Origin of the sequence: Lacinutrix gracilariae, assembly GCF_042684485.1 — a bacterium.
In the GTDB taxonomy this organism is placed as follows: Bacteria; Bacteroidota; Bacteroidia; order Flavobacteriales; family Flavobacteriaceae; genus Oceanihabitans; species Oceanihabitans gracilariae.
Window position 1 is genome coordinate 311,054 of sequence record NZ_JBHULM010000007.1, and the last position, 19,947, is coordinate 331,000.

Annotated in this window: 18 protein-coding genes; 13 read left to right on the plus strand and 5 right to left on the minus strand. The window is 30.4% G+C overall.

Translation table 11 applies throughout. The features are described from left to right. Positions 1 to 22 precede the first annotated feature (22 nt). From lpxA to ACFSSB_RS04340, 4 genes are read right to left on the minus strand one after another with little or no spacing between them, the layout of a single operon-like run. Positions 23 to 808 (minus strand): acyl-ACP--UDP-N-acetylglucosamine O-acyltransferase, encoded by a 786-nt coding sequence (gene lpxA / locus ACFSSB_RS04325; protein ID WP_379901343.1) that lies wholly within the window; start codon positions 806 to 808, stop codon positions 23 to 25. Between the two features lie 11 nt (positions 809 to 819). Then, positions 820 to 2,226, minus strand: a complete 1,407-nt coding sequence (locus ACFSSB_RS04330; RefSeq protein ID WP_379901346.1) for a bifunctional UDP-3-O-[3-hydroxymyristoyl] N-acetylglucosamine deacetylase/3-hydroxyacyl-ACP dehydratase — start codon at positions 2,224 to 2,226, stop codon at positions 820 to 822. Continuing rightward, the gene (gene lpxD, locus ACFSSB_RS04335; protein WP_379901348.1) at positions 2,213 to 3,241 is read right to left on the minus strand and encodes a UDP-3-O-(3-hydroxymyristoyl)glucosamine N-acyltransferase; all 1,029 of its coding nucleotides are present in this window, start codon (positions 3,239 to 3,241) and stop codon (positions 2,213 to 2,215) included. Before lpxD ends, ACFSSB_RS04330 begins: the two co-directional genes overlap by 14 nt. A 60-nt stretch (positions 3,242 to 3,301) precedes the next feature. After that, positions 3,302 to 4,531 carry an HD domain-containing protein gene (locus tag ACFSSB_RS04340; protein ID WP_379901350.1) on the minus strand — a complete coding sequence of 410 codons (1,230 nt, stop codon included), beginning with the start codon at positions 4,529 to 4,531 and terminating at the stop codon, positions 3,302 to 3,304. A 35-nt stretch (positions 4,532 to 4,566) separates the two neighbouring features. Here ACFSSB_RS04340 and porX point away from each other — a divergent pair, with 35 nt between their 5' ends. From porX to ACFSSB_RS04370, 6 genes are all read left to right on the plus strand, one after another. Beyond that, positions 4,567 to 6,120, plus strand: coding sequence for a T9SS response regulator signal transducer PorX (gene porX / locus ACFSSB_RS04345; RefSeq protein ID WP_379901354.1), 1,554 nt, complete (start codon positions 4,567 to 4,569; stop codon positions 6,118 to 6,120). A gap of 96 nt (positions 6,121 to 6,216) precedes the next feature. Beyond that, positions 6,217 to 6,621: a tRNA (adenosine(37)-N6)-threonylcarbamoyltransferase complex ATPase subunit type 1 TsaE gene (gene tsaE / locus ACFSSB_RS04350; protein WP_379901356.1), complete on the plus strand. Its 405-nt coding sequence runs from the start codon at positions 6,217 to 6,219 to the stop codon at positions 6,619 to 6,621. 199 nt (positions 6,622 to 6,820) lie between these two features. Next, a complete protein-coding gene (locus ACFSSB_RS04355) occupies positions 6,821 to 6,964 on the plus strand; it encodes a hypothetical protein (RefSeq protein WP_379901359.1) in 144 nt (47 codons plus the stop codon). Then, entirely contained in the window at positions 6,957 to 7,451 is a 495-nt protein-coding gene (locus ACFSSB_RS04360; RefSeq protein ID WP_379901361.1) for a hypothetical protein, read from the plus strand. Before ACFSSB_RS04355 ends, ACFSSB_RS04360 begins: the two co-directional genes overlap by 8 nt. Positions 7,452 to 7,515: 64 nt before the next feature. Beyond that, a complete protein-coding gene (locus tag ACFSSB_RS04365; RefSeq protein WP_379902137.1) occupies positions 7,516 to 8,715 on the plus strand; it encodes an alanine dehydrogenase in 1,200 nt (399 codons plus the stop codon). 2 nt (positions 8,716 to 8,717) lie between these two features. Continuing rightward, positions 8,718 to 9,086, plus strand: coding sequence for a hypothetical protein (locus tag ACFSSB_RS04370; RefSeq protein WP_379901364.1), 369 nt, complete (start codon positions 8,718 to 8,720; stop codon positions 9,084 to 9,086). Between the two features lie 53 nt (positions 9,087 to 9,139). Here the strand turns inward: ACFSSB_RS04370 and ACFSSB_RS04375 are convergent, their stop codons facing one another. Continuing rightward, positions 9,140 to 10,666, minus strand: coding sequence for a T9SS type A sorting domain-containing protein (locus ACFSSB_RS04375; protein WP_379901366.1), 1,527 nt, complete (start codon positions 10,664 to 10,666; stop codon positions 9,140 to 9,142). 438 nt (positions 10,667 to 11,104) lie between these two features. Here ACFSSB_RS04375 and ACFSSB_RS04380 point away from each other — a divergent pair, with 438 nt between their 5' ends. The 7 genes from ACFSSB_RS04380 to ACFSSB_RS04410 are packed head-to-tail and all read left to right on the plus strand — an operon-like array spanning position 11,105 to position 19,944. Next, positions 11,105 to 12,196: a glycosyltransferase family 4 protein gene (locus tag ACFSSB_RS04380; protein WP_379901369.1), complete on the plus strand. Its 1,092-nt coding sequence runs from the start codon at positions 11,105 to 11,107 to the stop codon at positions 12,194 to 12,196. A gap of 4 nt (positions 12,197 to 12,200) precedes the next feature. Next, positions 12,201 to 13,148 carry a glycosyltransferase family 2 protein gene (locus ACFSSB_RS04385; protein WP_379901371.1) on the plus strand — a complete coding sequence of 316 codons (948 nt, stop codon included), beginning with the start codon at positions 12,201 to 12,203 and terminating at the stop codon, positions 13,146 to 13,148. A 6-nt stretch (positions 13,149 to 13,154) separates the two neighbouring features. Continuing rightward, a complete protein-coding gene (murJ, locus tag ACFSSB_RS04390) occupies positions 13,155 to 14,492 on the plus strand; it encodes a murein biosynthesis integral membrane protein MurJ (RefSeq protein WP_379901373.1) in 1,338 nt (445 codons plus the stop codon). Continuing rightward, on the plus strand, positions 14,489 to 15,604 hold the full coding sequence (locus ACFSSB_RS04395; RefSeq protein WP_379901375.1) for an O-antigen ligase family protein: 1,116 nt from the start codon (positions 14,489 to 14,491) through the stop codon (positions 15,602 to 15,604). The genes murJ and ACFSSB_RS04395 overlap by 4 nt, the downstream gene beginning before the upstream one ends. Before the next feature lie 2 nt (positions 15,605 to 15,606). After that, positions 15,607 to 17,451 (plus strand): asparagine synthase (glutamine-hydrolyzing), encoded by a 1,845-nt coding sequence (gene asnB, locus ACFSSB_RS04400; RefSeq protein WP_379901377.1) that lies wholly within the window; start codon positions 15,607 to 15,609, stop codon positions 17,449 to 17,451. Beyond that, the gene (locus ACFSSB_RS04405; protein ID WP_379901379.1) at positions 17,451 to 18,545 is read left to right on the plus strand and encodes a glycosyltransferase; all 1,095 of its coding nucleotides are present in this window, start codon (positions 17,451 to 17,453) and stop codon (positions 18,543 to 18,545) included. Before asnB ends, ACFSSB_RS04405 begins: the two co-directional genes overlap by 1 nt. After that, a complete protein-coding gene (locus tag ACFSSB_RS04410) occupies positions 18,535 to 19,944 on the plus strand; it encodes an MBOAT family O-acyltransferase (protein ID WP_379901381.1) in 1,410 nt (469 codons plus the stop codon). The genes ACFSSB_RS04405 and ACFSSB_RS04410 overlap by 11 nt, the downstream gene beginning before the upstream one ends. The last annotated feature ends 3 nt before the right edge of the window (positions 19,945 to 19,947 follow it).

Below are 19,947 nucleotides of genomic sequence, written 5' to 3' on the forward strand. Positions count from 1 at the left end.
TATCTTTTAATTTATTTTATTATTAGTTTGATTTGAAGTAACCTTTCATAATACCACGATGCGAATTCCTAATAAATTGAAGAATTTCATCACGTTCATGAGTTGCTTCCATTTCTGCTTCAATTAAATCTGAAGCTTGTGTGTTATTATAATTTTTTTGATATAAAATTCTGTATATATCTTGAATTTCTCTTATTTTTTCGGTTGCAAAGCCTCTTCTTCTTAAACCAACAGAATTGATTCCTACATAAGATAGAGGTTCACGAGCCGCTTTTACAAAAGGAGGCACATCTTTTCGTACTAAAGATCCTCCTGTTACAAAGGCATGATTACCAATAGAACAAAATTGATGTACAGCAGTCATACCTGCTAATACTACATAATCTCCTACAGTTATATGTCCTGCTAGAGTACTATTGTTTGAGAATATACAATTATTTCCTACCACGCAATCATGCGCAATATGGCAATATGCCATAATTAAACAATTGTCACCAATTACGGTTTTCATTTTGTCTGTAGTACCACGATTAATAGTTACACATTCTCTAATGGTAACATTATCACCAATAATGGTAAGTGTATCTTCATCTTTATATTTTAAATCTTGAGGCACACCAGAAATTACTGCTCCAGGAAAAATATTACAATTTTTACCTATTCGAGCACCTTCCATGATAGTAACATTACTACCAATCCATGTTCCCTCACCAATAATAACATTGTTATGTATGGTTGTAAAAGGATCTATAACTACATTTTTTGCAATTTTTGCGCCAGGATGTACGTAAGCTAAAGGTTGATTCATTTTTTTATTTATTATTTTACTTTAGATATTTGTGCCATTAGTTCTGCTTCTGCACATAATTTTCCGTTTGCATAAGCATAACCTTGCATGTGACAAATACCTCTACGTATTGGCGTAATTAAATCGCATTTAAAGATTAAAGTATCTCCAGGAACTACTTTTTGTTTGAATTTAACTTTATCTATTTTCATAAAGAAAGTTAGATAGTTTTCTGGATCTGGTACTGTACTTAATACCAATATACCTCCTGTTTGCGCCATAGCTTCTACTATTAAAACGCCAGGCATTACTGGAGCACCAGGAAAGTGACCTTTAAAAAACTCTTCGTTCATGGTAACGTTTTTCATACCAAGTACATGAGAGTCACTTAATTCAAAAACTTTATCTAATAACAAAAAAGGTTGTCTATGTGGCAACATATCCATTATTTGATTCACGTCCATTAATGGTTTTTGATTTAAATCTACATCAGGAACGTAATTACGTTTTTCGTTTTTAATTATTTTAGATAATTTTTTAGCAAATTGTGTATTCACAAAGTGCCCAGGTTTATTTGCTATAATTTTACCTCTAATTCTTGTACCAACTAGAGCTAAATCACCAATAACATCTAACAATTTATGTCTTGCCGCTTCGTTTGGATGGTGTAAAGTTAAGTTATCTAAAATACCATTAGATTTTACAGCAATAGATTCTTTATTAAATGCTACTTTTAGTTTTTCCATTGTTTCTGCAGATAATTCTTTATCTACATAAACTATAGCATTATTTAAGTCCCCTCCTTTTATTAAACCATGCTCTAAAAGCATTTCTATTTCGTGCAAAAAGCTAAAAGTTCTAGCATTTGCAATTTGATTTTTAAAATCTGAAATTTGGTTAAGTGTAGCATTTTGAGTTCCTAATACCTTAGTACCAAAATCTACCATAGTAGTTATTTGGTATTCTTTTGCAGGCATTACAAGAATTTCACTTCCTGACTCTTCATCGGTATAGCTAATAACATCATTTACAACATATTCTTGTCTTGTAGCATCTTGTTCTACAATTTCAGCTTTTTCTAAAGACTCAATAAAGAATTTTGAAGAACCATCCATAATTGGTGGTTCTGAGGCATCTAATTCAATAAGAATATTATCAATATCTAAACCTATTAAAGCAGCTAGTACATGCTCACAAGTTTGGATAGTTACGCCGTTTTTTTCTAAACAAGTTCCACGTTGTGTGCTAGTAACATAATTTGCATCTGCTTCAATAATTGGTTCGCCTTCTAAATCAATTCTTTTAAAACGGAATCCAAAATTTTCTGAAGCTGGTTTGAATGTTAATTTTACATTTTTTCCTGTATGTAAACCAACACCTATTAAAGACATTTCATTTTTAATTGTCTTTTGTCTAATATTAGTATTAACTATTGCCATCTATTTTTTTTTCAATTTCATTAATATTTTTAACAATTGTTGGTAGGTTTTTAAAGTGCACATAAGATTTATTATAATCTGCATATGATAACGCTGGAGAACCTTGTAAAACTTGGTTGTCTTTTATGTTTCTTCCAATACCTGATTGCGCTTGAATTTTCACATTATTACCAATAGTAATATGTCCTACAATACCTACTTGACCACCAATCATACAGTTTTCACCAATTTTTGTAGAACCAGCAATTCCTGTTTGTGCAGCTATTACTGTGTTTTTACCAATTTCTACATTGTGTGCAATTTGTATTTGGTTATCTAGTTTAACACCTTTTTTAATTAAGGTAGAACCTAGAGTAGCTCTATCTATTGTTGTTCCTGCTCCTACATCTACATAATCTTCTAGAATAACATTTCCTGTTTGTGGTACTTTAGAGAATTCTCCTTTTTCATTAGGAGCAAAACCAAAGCCATCTGCACCAATAATTGCTCCAGAGTTGACCACACAATTTTGACCTATAACACATTCTGAATATACCTTTGCTCCTGCAAAAATAATGGTATTTTCACCTATGGTAACATTGTCACCTATATATACATTTGGGTATATTTTTACATTTTCGGCTATAGTTACATTTTCACCAATGTATGAAAAAGCACCTATATATGCAGTATCTGTATACGTTGCAGATTCTGATATAAATGAGGGTTGCTCTACACCTACTTTATTGGTTTTTACCAAATTATAATATTCTAATAATTTAGAAAAAGATTTATAGGCATCTTCTACTTTAATTAAAGTAGTTTCAATGCTGTTTTCTGGTTCAAAAGTTTTATTTACTATAGTTATAGATGCTCTTGTAGAGTATATAAAAGGCGTGTATTTAGGGTTTGCAAGAAACGTAAGCGATCCTTCTGTTCCTTCTTCTATTTTTGAAAGTTTAGAGACTTCAACATCTGGGTTACCAACAATGTCTCCTTCTAAAATTCCGGCAATTTGTTCTGCTGTGAATTTCACAATTATTTGTTTAGTTTTTTTGTAATTCTAGCAAAAATAAGAAAAATGTAGTTAACAACGTTATAGTTTTAGCTTTGGATAGCATATATAGTGTTTAGTTACTGGTTTTGAAAGGGCTTTAAGGTTTAATTGGTCTGATGCTTTTACTATATCCTCTATTTTTCCGTTTTTATGTAAAATATTAATTTTTTGCTTTTTTTGCTCATAAGCTTGGTTAGAAATCTCTCCTGTAAACACAAAATAATCTGCTTCTTCTTGTGAAATATTATGCGCTTGCATAAGCTTTTGAGTGTGTTGTTCTAGTATTTGAGATTTAATTTTTTTCTTTTTTAACTTCACCTTTAGCAAATCTCTATTAATTATCATCTCGCATAAATTACGCAACACAAAATCTTCATGAAATTGCCATGCTTTCATTGCCGAAACAATATCATAATCATCAAGCATTGCAAAGGTGTTTAGTGTTTTAGCATTAAAATTATTTAAAGAAATTTCATTTTCTAAAAAGTACTGCAACGGTTTACTTGCTTCTAATTTTACACCTTTAAATGTTAATTCTTTAGCTCTTTTTAAAACTCTTATTAATAATTGTTCTGCTACTAAACTTGTTTTATGTAAGTATACTTGCCAATACATTAAACGTCTGGCTACCAAAAACTTTTCAACGCTATAAATACCTTTATCTTCTACAACAAGACTATCATCAACCACATTAAGCATGGTAATTAAACGCTCACTATTAATATTACCTTCTGCAACTCCTGTATAAAAACTATCGCGTTTTAAATAATCTGCTCTATCCATATCAATTTGACTAGATATTAGCTGACACATGAATTTTCTAGGGTACTCTCCTTTAAAAATTTTAATGGCTAACGTTAAACTTCCGTTAAACTCTGTGTTTAAAGTTTCCATGAAAAGCAGTGAAATTTCCTCATGAGACACATTATTTACAATACTATGCTCCATAGCATGAGAGAATGGTCCATGACCAATATCATGTAATAAAATAGCAATAAGCAATGCGTTTTCTTCTTCTAAAGAAACTTCAACCCCTTTAAAACGTAGCACTTGCACTGTTTTTTGCATTAAATGCATACAACCAATAGCATGATGAAAACGCGTATGATGTGCACCAGGATATACTAGGTAAGACATTCCCATTTGGGTAATCCTGCGTAACCTTTGAAAATATTTATGTTCAATTAAATCGAAAATTAACGAATTTGGTATAGTAATAAATCCGTAAATTGGGTCGTTTAATATTTTAAGTTTGTTATTAGTATGCAAGCTTTATTTTTTTACAATTTTCTAAACAAATATACATGAACAATATAAATATTCTTTGGGTTGACGATGAAATAGATTTATTAAAACCTCATATTATCTTTCTGGAACAAAAAAATTATAAGGTAACTACCTGTAAAAGTGGTACTGAAGCATTAGAAATTTTAGACGATATTAATTTTGATATTGTTTTTTTAGACGAAAACATGCCAGGACTTAGTGGTCTAGAAACTTTAAACGAAATTAAAGAAAGAAAAGACACGCTTCCTATTGTTATGATTACCAAAAGTGAAGAAGAATATATAATGGAAGAAGCTATAGGAAACAAAATAGCAGATTACCTTATTAAACCAGTAAATCCAAATCAAATATTATTAAGTTTAAAAAAGAACTTAGACCATTCTAGATTAGTATCTGAAAAAACAACATCCAACTACCAACAAGAGTTTAGAAAGATTGCTATGGATTTATCTATGGTAAACACTTTTGAAGAATGGGCTGCATTATACCAAAAACTAGTGTATTGGGAACTGCAACTAGAAAACATTGAAGACATAGGAATGTTTGAAATATTAGAGTCTCAAAAAAATGAAGCCAACACACAGTTTGGTAAATTTATAGACAAAAACTACCCTTCTTGGTTTGAAGCACATACAGATGCTCCTACCATGTCTCACACATTATTTAAAGATAAAATAGCTCCAGAAATTAGTAAAGAGCAACCTACGCTTTTAGTAGTTATTGATAATTTACGCTATGACCAATGGAAAGCATTTGAGCCAATTATAAATAATTATTATAAGAAGGAAAAAGAGATTCCTTTTTACAGCATACTACCTACAGCCACACAATATGCTAGAAACGCTATCTTTTCTGGATTAATGCCTAGTGATATGGAAAGACTGCATCCTGAATATTGGAAAAACGATACAGATGAAGGTGGTAAAAATTTACACGAAGAAGATTTTTTAAGAGAACAACTAAAGCGTTTAGGCTTATCAAACCTTAAGCACGAATACTATAAAATTACCAATTTAAAAAATGGTAAAAAACTAGTTGATAATTTTAAAAGCTTAAAAGAAAACGATCTTACAGTTGTGGTTTACAATTTTGTAGACATGCTTTCTCACTCTAAAACAGAAATGGATGTAGTAAAAGAATTGGCTTCTAATGACAAAGCCTACCGATCTTTAACACAAAGTTGGTTTAAAAACTCTCCGTTATTAGAAATGGTTCAGCAAGCACAACAATTAGGTTTTAAACTAATATTAACTACAGATCATGGTACAATTAATGTAAAAAATCCTTCAAAAGTTATAGGAGACAGAGACACTAGCTTAAACCTAAGATACAAAACAGGTAGAAGCTTATCTTATGAAGCCAAAGACGTATTAGTAGCAAAAAACCCAAAAAGCATTCATTTACCATCTATATCTATGAATAGTTCATTTATTTTTGCTAAAAACGATTTGTTTTTTGCTTACCCAAATAATTACAACCATTATGTAAGCTATTACAGAAACACTTACCAGCATGGAGGCGTTTCTTTAGAAGAAATGATTATACCTTTTGTTGTTTTAAATCCTAAATAGTATTTTTTCTTATAAACGTATTACCTATAAAAAACATCTAGGTTCGTTTTTATTATTTATATATATGTATAATTTTGTTTAATAAATATTAAAAAATTGGAATTAAACTATACAATAAATGACCTTGATAAGGTTGTTAATACACTTTTAAATAGTAGTACAAGTAAAATCATATTATTTCATGGTTCTATGGGTGTTGGCAAAACAACACTCATAAAATCTCTTGTAAAAACAATTGGAAGTGCAGATGAAGTACAAAGCCCAACCTACTCTTTAGTAAATGAGTACAATGCTACAAACACCAAAATTTATCACTTTGATTTATATAGAGTGGAGTCTGTTGAGGAATTATACAATATGGGTTTTGAGGAATACTTACAAGAAGACGTTTGGGTTTTTATAGAATGGCCAGAATTGGCTTCAGAATTCTTTCCTGAAAATACAACCAATATATTTTTAGAAATAAATGAGGATAATACTAGAAAAATTATAATAAATTAGACCGAAATAAAAGTCAAAAATGAGTATTTGAAATAATTTTCCTACAATATTTCGGTATAAAAGTCATTTTTTATGGTAAAACCGTAACCGAAAATTTGGAAAACACTGTTTTTAACATAATTTTAACATTTGCGTTCAGTTCGAAAAAGCATGTTTATATAATTTTAGGGTATTAATTAATTAAAAATCCCTTATAATTATGAAAACAAAAAAGTATTTAATCGCATTCGCACTATTTGGAGGTATGTTCTTTACAGCTCAAGCAACAAATTTATTAGACATTGATGGACAAACAACAACAAAAATTGAAAAATGGAAGATTAAAGTCCCATCGAATGGGTAAACGAGATGGAGTTATTCTTGGAAGTATAATTGCTACAATTATTGCTTCTACTCCTCTATTATTTAATTTATATGAAAGTGTTCCAGAAATAAAAGTCTGGGACACTTACTTTTTTACCTACCATAGTAACTATTATCAAAATATTCTAGTTTTAGCTTGGACTTTAACAGGTAAGGTTGTTCCTTTATTTTTAATAACAATTTGGTTTTTTACTTGTCGCCATTGGTGGTATCATGCCTTATTAGTACCAATAGCCATGTATATATTTCAAATATTTTCCATTATTAATGAAGACATTACTTATATAGATAAATTTCAGTTATTACATTTAGTACCAATTATGGCCATTGTAATACCGTCTATTTACCTTATAAGAGCTAAAATGTTTGATAAAATTAATACTGCAGATAAAACTTTAGAAGATCTAGAAGAAGAGTTTACTGTTCGCCCAAGAAATGTTTGGGGAAAAGTAAAACAGTATTTTTAGAAATTAGCTATTAAAATTTAAAAAAAATATTCGTAATTTGACTAATAAACTAATTAGTCAATATATGTCTAAACCATTATCCCCTTTTACTAAACAACAATTAATACCTCAAGAAGAAACTCTTGAGGTTTTTAAGCAAAAAGGAAATCTTTTTATAGGTATACCTAAAGAAACCGCATTTCAAGAAAAACGTGTATGCCTAACTCCTGACGCTGTTTCTGCACTTGTTAGCAATGGACATAGAGTTTTAATGGAAACAGGTGCTGGTGAAGGAGCAAAATTTAGTGATAAAAATTATAGTGAAGCTGGCGCAGAAATAACCAATGATACTGCAAAAGTATTTGGTTGTCCCATAGTTTTAAAAGTTGAACCTCCTACTCCAGAGCAAATCAACTTAATAAATCCGCAGAGTATCTTAATTTCTGCATTACAATTAAAAACACAATCAAAAAAATATTTTGAAACTTTAGCCAATAAGCGCATTACTGCTCTTGCTTTTGAATTTATTAGAGATGAAGTTGGCTCTTATCCTGCTGTACGCTCTTTAAGTGAAATTGCAGGAACTTCTGCTGTTTTAATTGCTTCAGAATTATTAAGTAATGTTAATGAAGGTAACGGACTAATGTTTGGTAATATTAGTGGTGTTCCTCCTATAGAAGTGGTTATTATTGGAGCTGGAACTGTTGGTGAATTTGCTGCTAGAAGCTCTATTGGTCTTGGTGCTAACGTTAAGGTGTTTGATAACTCTATTACCAAACTTAGAAGAATGCAAACCAATTTAGGTATGACCATTTATACTTCTACCTTACAACCTAAAAATTTAGCAAAAGCCTTAAAAAGATGCGATGTAGCCATTGGTGCTATTAGAGGAAAAAACAGAGCGCCAATTGTGGTAACCGAAGGCATGGTAAGCAATATGAAAACAGGTGCTGTTATTATAGATGTAAGTATTGATATGGGAGGATGTATTGAAACTAGTGAAGTTACAACACATAAACACCCTACTTTTGTGAAACATGGTGTGATACATTATTGTGTACCAAATATTCCTGCAAGATATGCTAGAACTGCCTCTATTTCAATTAGTAATATGTTTACACCTTATCTTTTAAAAATTGCAGAAGATGGTGGACTAGAAAATTCTTTAAGATTTGATAAAGGTTTAAAAAATGGGTTGTACTTTTACCACGGAATATTAACTAACAAATCTGTTGGTGAATGGTTCGATTTAAAACATAGCGATATTAACTTACTTATTTTTTAATTGTGCAATTAATACAACGTATAGGTTATTACCTAGGAGGTTTCTCTATAGGATTAGTACTTTTAGCTTTTTTCTTAAACGGAAAAAAAACATCTTGTGCTTATGGTCCTGAAGCCAGAGTTATAAAAAACATAAACACTAAAAAACTGGTGTATAGTGACTCTATATACTCTGTTATTTCTGAAAAAAAATTAGATAGTGCTACCATTAAAAAAGCACTATTAAAAGGAGATGTAGATTTTAGTATGAGTAATACAAGACAAAAACCATGTGGTATTTATGCTATTGAAAGCTATATCGATGATGAAGAAGTAATACTTACAGTAGAAAATTGTGATAGCATTGCTACTTTAAAAAATATTAAATGGTAAAAAAAAAGCTTCATAAATATTTATGAAGCTTTTTTTTTAGTGGTTTAGAAAGACTAATTTCTAATAATTTTCTTTGTTTCTTTTTTTCCGTTAATCTCAACAGATAATAAATAAACACCTGTTGGATAAGAAGATAAATCTACTGTTAATGTGTTTTCATTATTAACTACCTTATTTATTAAGGTTCTTCCTAAAAAATCGTGTAATTGTATTGCAGAAACTGTATTGTTTTGTCCTGACACTTTAACCGTTACTACGTTATTTGTAGGGTTAGGAAATACAGAAAGCACATTACTAGTTTCTTCTATTTCATTATCATTTGTACTTAAAAGCGATTGTGGATATTCTAAAACCCAAGCAGGAGGATTAGGATCTTGCATGATACTACTATCATCCCAATTACTTGCAAAAAGAATTTTTGTACCATCTCTATTTGGAACAGCCATAGTAGAGTGTCCGTTTCCTGGAGAAACATCATTATTGTGTTTTGTATAACGCTCTATAATTCCTGAATCATCCAATTTAATGGCAAAAATTTCTCTAGAAGCAACATCGTGACTAGTACAACATTGTTCACTTACATAAGCCCAACCTGGTCTATCTGTGTTTCTACAACTAATATGTCCTCCCCAAATTCCTCCAGGGTATTGAAATAAAGGAGTTACTCCTTGACCATCTAATCGAGCACAATACACGTAAGAATCATTACTCCAACCATCAGGACCTTCATAAGCAACCATAACATCGTTTCCGTATGCATCAATTCCTAAATCTCCATGCGCTGTAATATCATATATATGTCTTTCGTTTTGAAAATTTAAATCGTAAGATTTTAAACCTGCAGTAGCTCCAGAACCATCTGTTCTCCAAGAAACAACAGCAAAGTTTCCTAATTGTGAAACAGAAAACCAATCTAAATCACCACTAGAACCTATATTTTTTGTTCCAACAATTTGATCTTCTTCAATATCATATACTATTAGCGTTCTATCGCTTCCGTTTTGACCAATTAAACCAACATATTTATCATCATTAGACTGGTTTCCTTCTCCGTAACCAAAATCTAAACTAGAATATTCACTAAAAGTTCTTAAAGTTACTCTAGTATTGTTAAGCACATTAAATTTAACAAACTGGTTTCCAGGCGTACCATACATATAATTAGGTTCTGTATTTGCCCATCTACCATAAGATGGTATATCTCTCCAGTATAAAAACTCAAAAGTTTCTCCATCTAAAATTGCTGCTGGATAACCTGCTAATTTAATTAAAGACCCATCAGAATTCCATGTTTGGTCTTTAGCGTAGTTATGTCTAACTCTAATAGAAGTGGTACCAAAAACGTTTTTATCGCTTATTCTGGTAATTGTACTTCCAGATAAGTTTTCGGTAAAAGATTCTAAATAATCAGGGAATGCTCCTGTAGGTGCTTCGTAAGAATCGTAGTTTACTGTAGAAAGTAATTCTTGTTCGGGATAATTTTGGGCTTTTAAAACTGTAACACTTGATAATAAAGTAAATAATAATGCCTTTTTTAATTTTCTGTTTGGCAGAAACTTTTTCGTTAAATTTTTATTCATTTTGTTAAGGGATATTGCTATTAATCAGGTGCTAAACTAAAATTTAAGAAAATAAAAAAATTTAAACATTCTAATTATTCGATGAAATACACTCTATTTGTAAGTATTGAATTACTTTTTATGCATTTTGTAGGCATTTATTCACTCTTAATCGATTTTTAATCAATCTGTTACGAGCTAATTTACGTACACAAACAAAGTATATATACGCAAGTAATTGCAAAATAGATTTTTTTATTGAAAAAAAAATAAAAAAAGCTAATTACCTGATAATCTACGTGTAAGAAAAAATAACAATACAGTTTATATACAAAAGAGGTATTTCATCTAATATCTACTAACTAACTGTTTTAAAATCTAAAAATACATTACATTTATTGAGCTATTAATCAAGATTATGTACTACTCTTTGTACCTAATCGTACAACCAAGAATTTTTTGAAAAGAAAAAAACTTGCCTTTATAATACCTAGCCTAAAAGCTGGAGGTGCAGAACGCGTTGTTTCTACATTAACTAATCAACTAATACTTGATTTTGATATAGTTATTGTGGTTTTATACGCTTGTAAACCTTTTTACCATTTAAACCCAGAAATACAAGTTGTATTCTGTAAAGAAACATATAATAGTACTCCTTCTTTTTTTCAGTCTATAGCTAATCATCTAGCATTAAAAAACACCTGTAAAAAAGTAATATTAAAAGAAAAGGCAGATATTATTATTGGTTTTACAACCATAGCCAATATATATAGTGTACTAATAGCCAAGCAAATCAAGGTGCCTTCTATTATTAGTGAACGCATTCATCCGCAATTTGGTAGTATTAGTAATTTTTGGGTAAAAGTGCGAAAGATTATTTATCCAAAAACGAATGCACTTGTTATACAAACTAAAGAGATAAAAGACTTTTTTACTAAATACGTACAAGAAGAAAAGGTTAAAATTATTAATAACCCATTAGCCGAAGAGTTAGTAGCACAAAGAAATATACAAACTATAAAATCAAACCATATAATTTGTGTTGGCAGATTAACAGAGCAAAAAAACCAAGAACTTTTAATACGTGCTTTTGCAAACATTAAAAGAGGTGACTGGAAACTTTTACTTATAGGTGAAGGCAATAAAAAAGAAGCTTACAAACAACTTGTAGATGATTTAAAAATCAACGACAGCGTAGTCTTTATTGGTAATGTAAAAGATGTTTCGGCTTATTATAACAGTGCTAAAATATTTGTATTACCGTCTAACTACGAAGGTTTTCCTAATGCGTTAATTGAAGCTATGTATTTTGGGCTTTCTTGTATAGCTACAAATTGTCCTTCTGGTCCTTCAGAAATTATTAATGATGGTGAAAACGGGTTTTTAATTCCTGTAAAAGATCAATTAACATTAGAGCAAAAGCTTTCAACACTAATAAATAATAACAATTTACAAACTCAATTTAGTAAAAAAGCAATGCGTAGCACAAAACCGTTTGAAGCTCCATCTATAGCAAATACATGGAAAGAGTTAATTTCTAAATTTTTATAATAAAATGCAGTTAACTAATTTATTACCTACATATAAAGAACACGAAAAACATAACTTTAGTTATACGTTTACCATATTTACTCCTATTTACAATAGAGCAAATACGCTAGCGCGTGTTTTTAAATCTTTAAATGCACAAACTTTTAAAGATTTTGAATTGGTATTAATTAATGATGGCTCTAAAGACAACTCTCATGAAGTAGCTTTAGAATTAATAAAAACAGCCACGTTTCCTGTAAACTATATAAACAACAGCATTAATAAACATAAAATGGCTTGTTTTATGCAAGCTATACAAATTGCTAAAGGAGCTTTTATTTTACCTTTTGATTCGGATGATGAATGTACTGCAGATGCCTTACAAGTATTTAAAGACGAATATGATGCTATACCTAAAGAAAGACAAAAAACCATAAGTGGTGTTACTTGTTTATGTAATGATCAATTTGGTAATTTAGTTGGTGAGCCTTTTAAAACTTCTCCGTATTACAGTAACACCTTTAAGCAACAAATGGAGCAACCCAATGCTTCAGAAAAATGGGGATTTACTAAAACTGAAGTTCTAAAAAATATTCAGGTTAACAGTAATATTTTTTCTCGTGGTTATATACCTGAAGGTGTTATTTGGGAACTCATTGCCAAACAAGGCTTTGAAACCAAATACATAAACACAACACTAAGAACCTATTATTTAGATACTGAAAATGCTATTTCTATTCAAAATCACGAAAAAGACGCTTTTGGTATGGCTATATATTCCTTATCTATTTTAAACTGGTATTATCAAGACTATTTATACAAAAAACCACTACTCTTTTTAAAACGTGTATACACCTTATTAAGAGCATCACAATATTTAGAATTTAAATTAAAAGACTATCAAAAAGCTATTAAAAGCAAGTTATTAAAAACCATTTTCACCATTGGCTGGCCCTTAAAAAAACTATTATAAATTTCATTGAAAATAACCAACTACATACCATCCTTTAAAAAGGCAATAAAAAATCCTACTGTAATTAATGTTATTACTGTAGCTGTAATTAGTATTTTAGTAAAAGGACTAGGATTCTATAAAGAAATTATTGTTGCTGGTTCTTTTGGCTTGTCTGAGTTATTAGACACTTTTTTTATAGCTGCACTGCTTCCAGGATTTATTAATGAGGTTTTCTTAAACGCTTTTAAAGCAGTGTTTATACCCAATTATATAGCCGAAAAAAAATCTACAAACAATCTTGGCGCTTTTCAGTCTGCTAGTTTTATTATAACACTTAGTGTTGCAGGTGTATTTATTATTATATCGTATTTATTTACAGATGTTTTTTTAGAAACTTTTTTTAAAGGGCATACCTCAGAATACTACGCTTTAATTACAACACAGTTATACTATCTTTTACCTTGTATACTTTTTTGGGGATTTGCCTCCTTACTAAGTGGCTTATTAAATATTTATGATGAGTTTAAATTCGCATCTATATATCCTGTACTTACTTCAATAGCCATGATAATTTGTCTTCTTTTTTTTAAAGAACAATTACAAGAAAAAGTACTTGCTGTTGGTATGCTTATAGGTAGTATAGCACAATTTATTTTTTTACTAATAGTAGCTATTCACAAACAAATTATAAAAATTTCTAAACCCGATTTTTTAGGCTTGCATACACAAACCATGTTTAAGCAGGTTCCTGCAAAAGTATCTTCTGGCTTTTTAACAGGATTAATTTCTGTTACAGATCAGTTTTTTGCAGCACAACTAATTATAGGTTCTATTACTGCTTTAAATTACGGATTACGTATTCCTGCATTTTTTACGGCAATAATTGTAATGGCTTTAGGTAACGTGCTACTTCCCTATTTTTCAAAACTATCTTTAAGCAATAAAGACGAAGCATTTAAAAAGCTCTACTATATCTTAAAGCGTTTATTTCTTGGCTTAATTGTAGTAAGCGTAGTGCTTATTCTTCTTTCAGATTTTATTGTAGAATTATTTTTTGAACGAAATGAATTTTCATCAGAAGACACCAAAATAGTAGCAAACATTCAACGTATGTTTTTAATAGGCCTGCCTTTTACTATCTGCGGAAACATTATTGTTAGATTTTTAACCAGTATTAATAAAAACGCTTTTATGGCTTACATTTCATTTGTAACAGTCATCTTAAACATCATTTTAGATATTGTTTTAATGAAATACTATGGTGTGTTTGGTATTGCATTATGTACAGCCTTATTACAAATGTTTAGAAGTTTAGTATATTTAAAGTACACTACAAATCAGCAAAAAGTTTTAGCTACATGAAAGAAATACTAAAACATAGCATACTTGCATTAACCATATTAAACCTACCTACATTTGGTTTAATATCCTTTAATCCTGCATTAGGTTCTTTAGCAGCTGCACTTTCTTTGGTTTCTTTAGCATTGTACTATTTTTTCATTAAAAAAAGTAAACCATTAATTGCATTACTAATAATAGGAATACTCTACTACTCTATTTCTGGGTTTAGCTTTACAGGCGAATTAGAAATGTTTATTAAAGATATTTTCAGGTACTTTTTATTTATTTTATCGGTTACAGAAGTTGCTAAAAACACTACAAATGCCCAAGCTTGTTTTTATTTAGTAATAGGTGCTATGAGCGTAATATTAAACGCATTGGTGTTTTCTGACGAATATGGTAGATATGCTGGTTTTTATATAAATCCTAATCGCGCAGGATTAGTCTGTATTTTAGGCTTTGCTTTTACCTATAGATTAGCCAACAAAAAGCTTAAATTAATTGCGCAATTAATATTCACATTAGCAGGTATTGCTACACTTTCTCGTTATTTCTTACTGCTTTTATTATTGGTAAATATAACCTCGTTATTTGCCAACAAAAAAAATATTATTGGCTTATTGGTTGGTGCAGTAGGTATTGTTATTATTATAAACACTCCTGCTTTTCAACTTAATAAAGATAGGTTTAATGCGCTTGAAAGTTTTTTTAGCGAAGGCGAAGTAAAAACCACAACCATAACTAGAGAATCTAGACAAGAAACCTGGGCTCTTTATACAGACGCTATATTAAACAATGCATTAATTGGTAATGGTTATGGATCTATGCAAGGACATCAAGGAGATACTGTTGGTATTAAAGTTGGTGTACATAACACTTATTTAATGGTATTAGGCGAAGCTGGAATACTTCCTTTTTTACTATTGTTTATATTTTACACTAGTATGGTTTTTAAAAGCCTGAGGCATTTTTCTACCAATCCAGAATACCTATACATGTCATTAATAATGGCTTCGTATTTAATGGTTTCGCATAATTATTTTTACAACTATATCATTCTATTTTTCACCATATGGCTGTACACAAGGCTTAGTATGGATACTGAAAATGAAGAAAACTTAATAACAGAATAACTATGTGTGGTATATACGGTTCAACAATAAAATATAATCCTCAGCAAGTAAAAGAAAAACTTGCCAGAACCTCTTTTAGAGGTCCAGATGCTACACGTTTTACTTTTATTGGTAAAAACGAAAGCATCATTTTTGGCCATAATAGATTGTCTATAATAGATCTAGATCCAAGATCTAACCAACCGTTTATTTACAAACACATACATATTGTTTTTAATGGCGAGATTTATAATTTTTTAGAAATAAAAAAACAATTACAAAACCAAGGATATGCCTTCAACACAACTAGTGATACAGAAGTAATCTGTGCTGCTTATCTTGAATATGGCCAGGATTTTATAAAACAACTAAATGGCATGTTTGCCTTTGTTATTTATGACGAAAAAAAACAACTTTTATTTGGCGCTAGAGACAGAATGGGTCAAAAACCTTTTTATTACTATTTAGGCAAAAATGGTTTTGAATTTGCAAGTCAGATTTCATCTATTCAATTACATCACCAGAATTTATCCATATCTAGCAAAGCAATTTCACAGTATTTAACTTGGGGAAATATACCTGATCCGCTTTCTATATTTAACCAAATAAAAAAACTAGAAGCAGGTTACTCTTTTACTTTAGACTTAACAAGTAACACCTTTAGCAAATCACAATATTGGGATATTTCAAAAAACAACAACAGCCTATTTACAGGCTCTTATGAAGAAGCAAAACAAGAACTCTCCTATTTAATTAAAGACGCATCTAGTATACGTTTATTTGCAGATGTTCCAGTTGGTGTATTTCTTTCTGGCGGAATAGATTCTTCTGCTATTGCTGCTTTAGCATCTAAAAGCACAAATAGTAAAATAAAAACGTTTTCTGTAAAATTCGATGAAAAAGGATTTGACGAAAGCAAATATGCAAAACAAGTAGCAGATCATTTACAAACAGAACATCACGTGATACATTGTAATTATTCGGAAGGATTAGATTTAATAGACAATTTTAGTCATTATTATGATGAGCCTTTTGCTGATGCTTCTGCAATACCATCAATGTTATTAGCTAAGCACACTAGAAAACAAGTTACAGTAGCACTTTCTGGTGATGGTGGAGACGAAAGTTTTATTGGTTACACACGTTATAAATGGATGAAACAAGTAGAAGCACTTTATGCTATTCCTTCCGGATTAAGAAAATTTGCAGCTACGCTTATTGGAAGTCTTCCGTATTATAAATTAAAGATGATTGCGCAAGGGCTTCAAAAGGATTCGTTAAACGATTTATACTTGGCTATTAGTAGCGGAATTGATAATTCTTGGTTACAAAACACCAATGATTACACCAATGTTTCCGAAGTAAAATACTTAAAAGAATCGAATAAAAACTTAGTCGAACGTATTTCAGATTTCGACTTAAAAACCTATTTAAATTGGGATATTAACACCAAAGTAGACCGAGCAACAATGGCTTATTCTCTAGAAGCAAGAGCGCCTCTTTTAGATTATAGAATTGTAGAGTTTGCACGATCCTTACCTACAGAGTTTAAGTACCAAAAAAACAACCAAAAACGCATTTTAAAAGATGTGCTTTATGAGCATGTACCTAAAGAAATATTTAACAGACCAAAAGCTGGTTTTACAATGCCTTTTGCCAATTGGTTTAGAGCAGATCTTAAAGATTTTGTACTAGATACTTTAACCGAAGACACCCTAAAACAAATACCAAATATAAACGTAAAAGAAGTACAATTACGCATAAACCAACACATGCAAGGTACATGGAATAGATATCCACTAATCTGGAAATTACTAGTACTTAAACAATGGTTAGATAAAAACGGAAACACTTTTTCTATACAATAATGAGCAAAAAAAAGATTAAAATAACATTTGTAATTCCCTCACTAGCTGCTGGTGGTGCAGAGCGTATTTTGTCTTTTGTAGCCAAAAATTTAAATAAAGAAAATTTTGAAGCGACACTTTTAGTGGTTGGTTTTGAAAAAGATACAGTATACCAAGTCGATGATTTACATGTAGTTTATTTAAATAAAGCAAGAGTGTTAAAAGCTGTATTGGCCATTACTAAACATTTAAAAAAACAAAAGCCAGATGTGGTAGTAAGCTCTATATTTCATTTAAACACCATTATTGCATATATATCTATAGCATTTCCTAAAATAAAATTTGTTGCTAGAGAGGCTAATGTTTTAAGTGTATTAGCACAACATGACAGAGGTAACCGACTTAATTTGTCTAAAAAACTAATTGTAAAAGCATACCAATTAGTAGACTGTTTAATATGTCAATCTAAAGACATGCAAGAAGATATGATTGCTAATTACGGAGTTTTAAAGAGCAAAACAGCCTTAATTAACAACCCAATAACAACAAATACAACGCCTAAAACGCAAGGAAGAGACACTAGCAAACCGCTTCAAATCATTACTGTTGGTAGGCTAAGTAAAGAAAAAGGCCATGACAGAATTATTGAAGTATTGTCGCAATTAGCATTTCCTTTTCAATATTTTATGATAGGAAATGGAAATGAAAAAGAAAATATTGTAAATTTAATTCGCACCAAAGGAATTGAAAATCAGGTAACTCAGATCGATTACACTAAAAATGTAGAAGAGTATTTAAGAAAGAGTGATGTGTTTTTACTTGGTTCTTATTCTGAAGGTTTCCCAAATGCTCTAATAGAAAGCTGCGTTGTTGGCACACCCATTATTGCATTTAATGCTCCTGGCGGAATAAATGAAATTATTGTAACTGGTAAAAACGGTTTTATTGTAAATACAGTAGAAGAATGTGTTAAGGAACTAACCAAACTTAACAAACACTATACATTTTCTCCTAAAACAGTAAACCAAATAGTTGTTAGCAACTTTAATAGTGAAAAAATTATTAATCAATATGAAGAACTTTTTATTAAACTAACCACAACTTATGCTATTTAACTCCATTGAATACTTAATATTCCTACCTACAGTTTTTATACTGTATTGGCTGCTTAATAAAGACCTTAAAAAGCAGAATTTACTTTTACTAATTGCTAGCTATGTCTTCTATGCCTATTGGGATTGGACCTTTCTTTCTTTAATTATATACAGCTCTTTTATAGACTATTATATAGGAATTAAAATCTATGAAACCAATTCTGCAAAAGCAAAAAAGAACTGGCTACGCTTAAGTTTATTTTCTAATTTAGGCCTCTTAGCTGCTTTTAAATATTTCAACTTTTTTACCGAAAGTTTTGCAGAAATGATGCTGCTTTTTGGTTGGCAAGTAGATCATGTAACCTTAAATATTATACTTCCTGTAGGTATTAGTTTTTATACCTTTCAAACCTTAAGTTATACTATAGATATTTATAGAGATAAACTAAAACCAACAAAAAACATTGTTGCCTTTTTTACATTTGTAAGCTTGTTTCCGCAGTTAGTTGCAGGACCAATAGAAAGAGCTTCTAACTTAATGCCGCAAATTGAGAGCGTACGAAAGTTTAAACAAAAATGGTTTCATGATGGTGTTTTTCAAATTGCTGTAGGTTTATTTAGAAAAGTAGTAATTGCAGATAATTTAGGAGTATATGTAGATTCTATTTATGCTAGTCCAGACGTACACAACTCGAGTACACTGCTTCTAGCTACCATATTTTATTCGTATCAAATATATTTTGATTTTGCAGGTTATTCAGATATTGCCATTGGTAGTGCCAAACTATTAGGCTTCAGATTTAATCAAAACTTTAACCTTCCTTATTTTTCAAATTCTATATCAGATATTTGGCAACGATGGCATATATCACTTTCTTCTTGGTTACGTGACTATTTATATTACTCTTTAGGCGGAAGTCGTGGTACAGCACTTTTTACCTTTAGAAACTTAATGCTCACCATGATATTAGGAGGTCTTTGGCATGGAAACACATGGAATTTCGCCATTTGGGGAGCCATTCATGGTTTATTACTTGTAGGTGAAAAAATTATATTCTCGGCCTTAAAAATTAAAAATGCTGGTTGGTTTGGTTACGTATATCCTTTTTGGGTAGTACTCCTCTCCTGGGTATTTTTTAGAGCTAAAGATTTTGAAGCTGCAGGAGTTATTATTAAAAAACTAATTTTCTTCGATTTTAAAATTCCGTTTATTGGTGATACTAACGCCATTGTTACTGGTTTATCTATGCTAATAATTGGTATGTCTTTAGATTTATATTTATACAGATCAAAGCAAGAACTAGAAACTTTAGGTCGTAGACTTACACCAATAAAACTTGGTGCTGTTATTTCTGTAATCATACTGCTTATAAGCTTGTTTTACTCAACATCTAATAACTTTATTTATTTTCAATTTTAAATG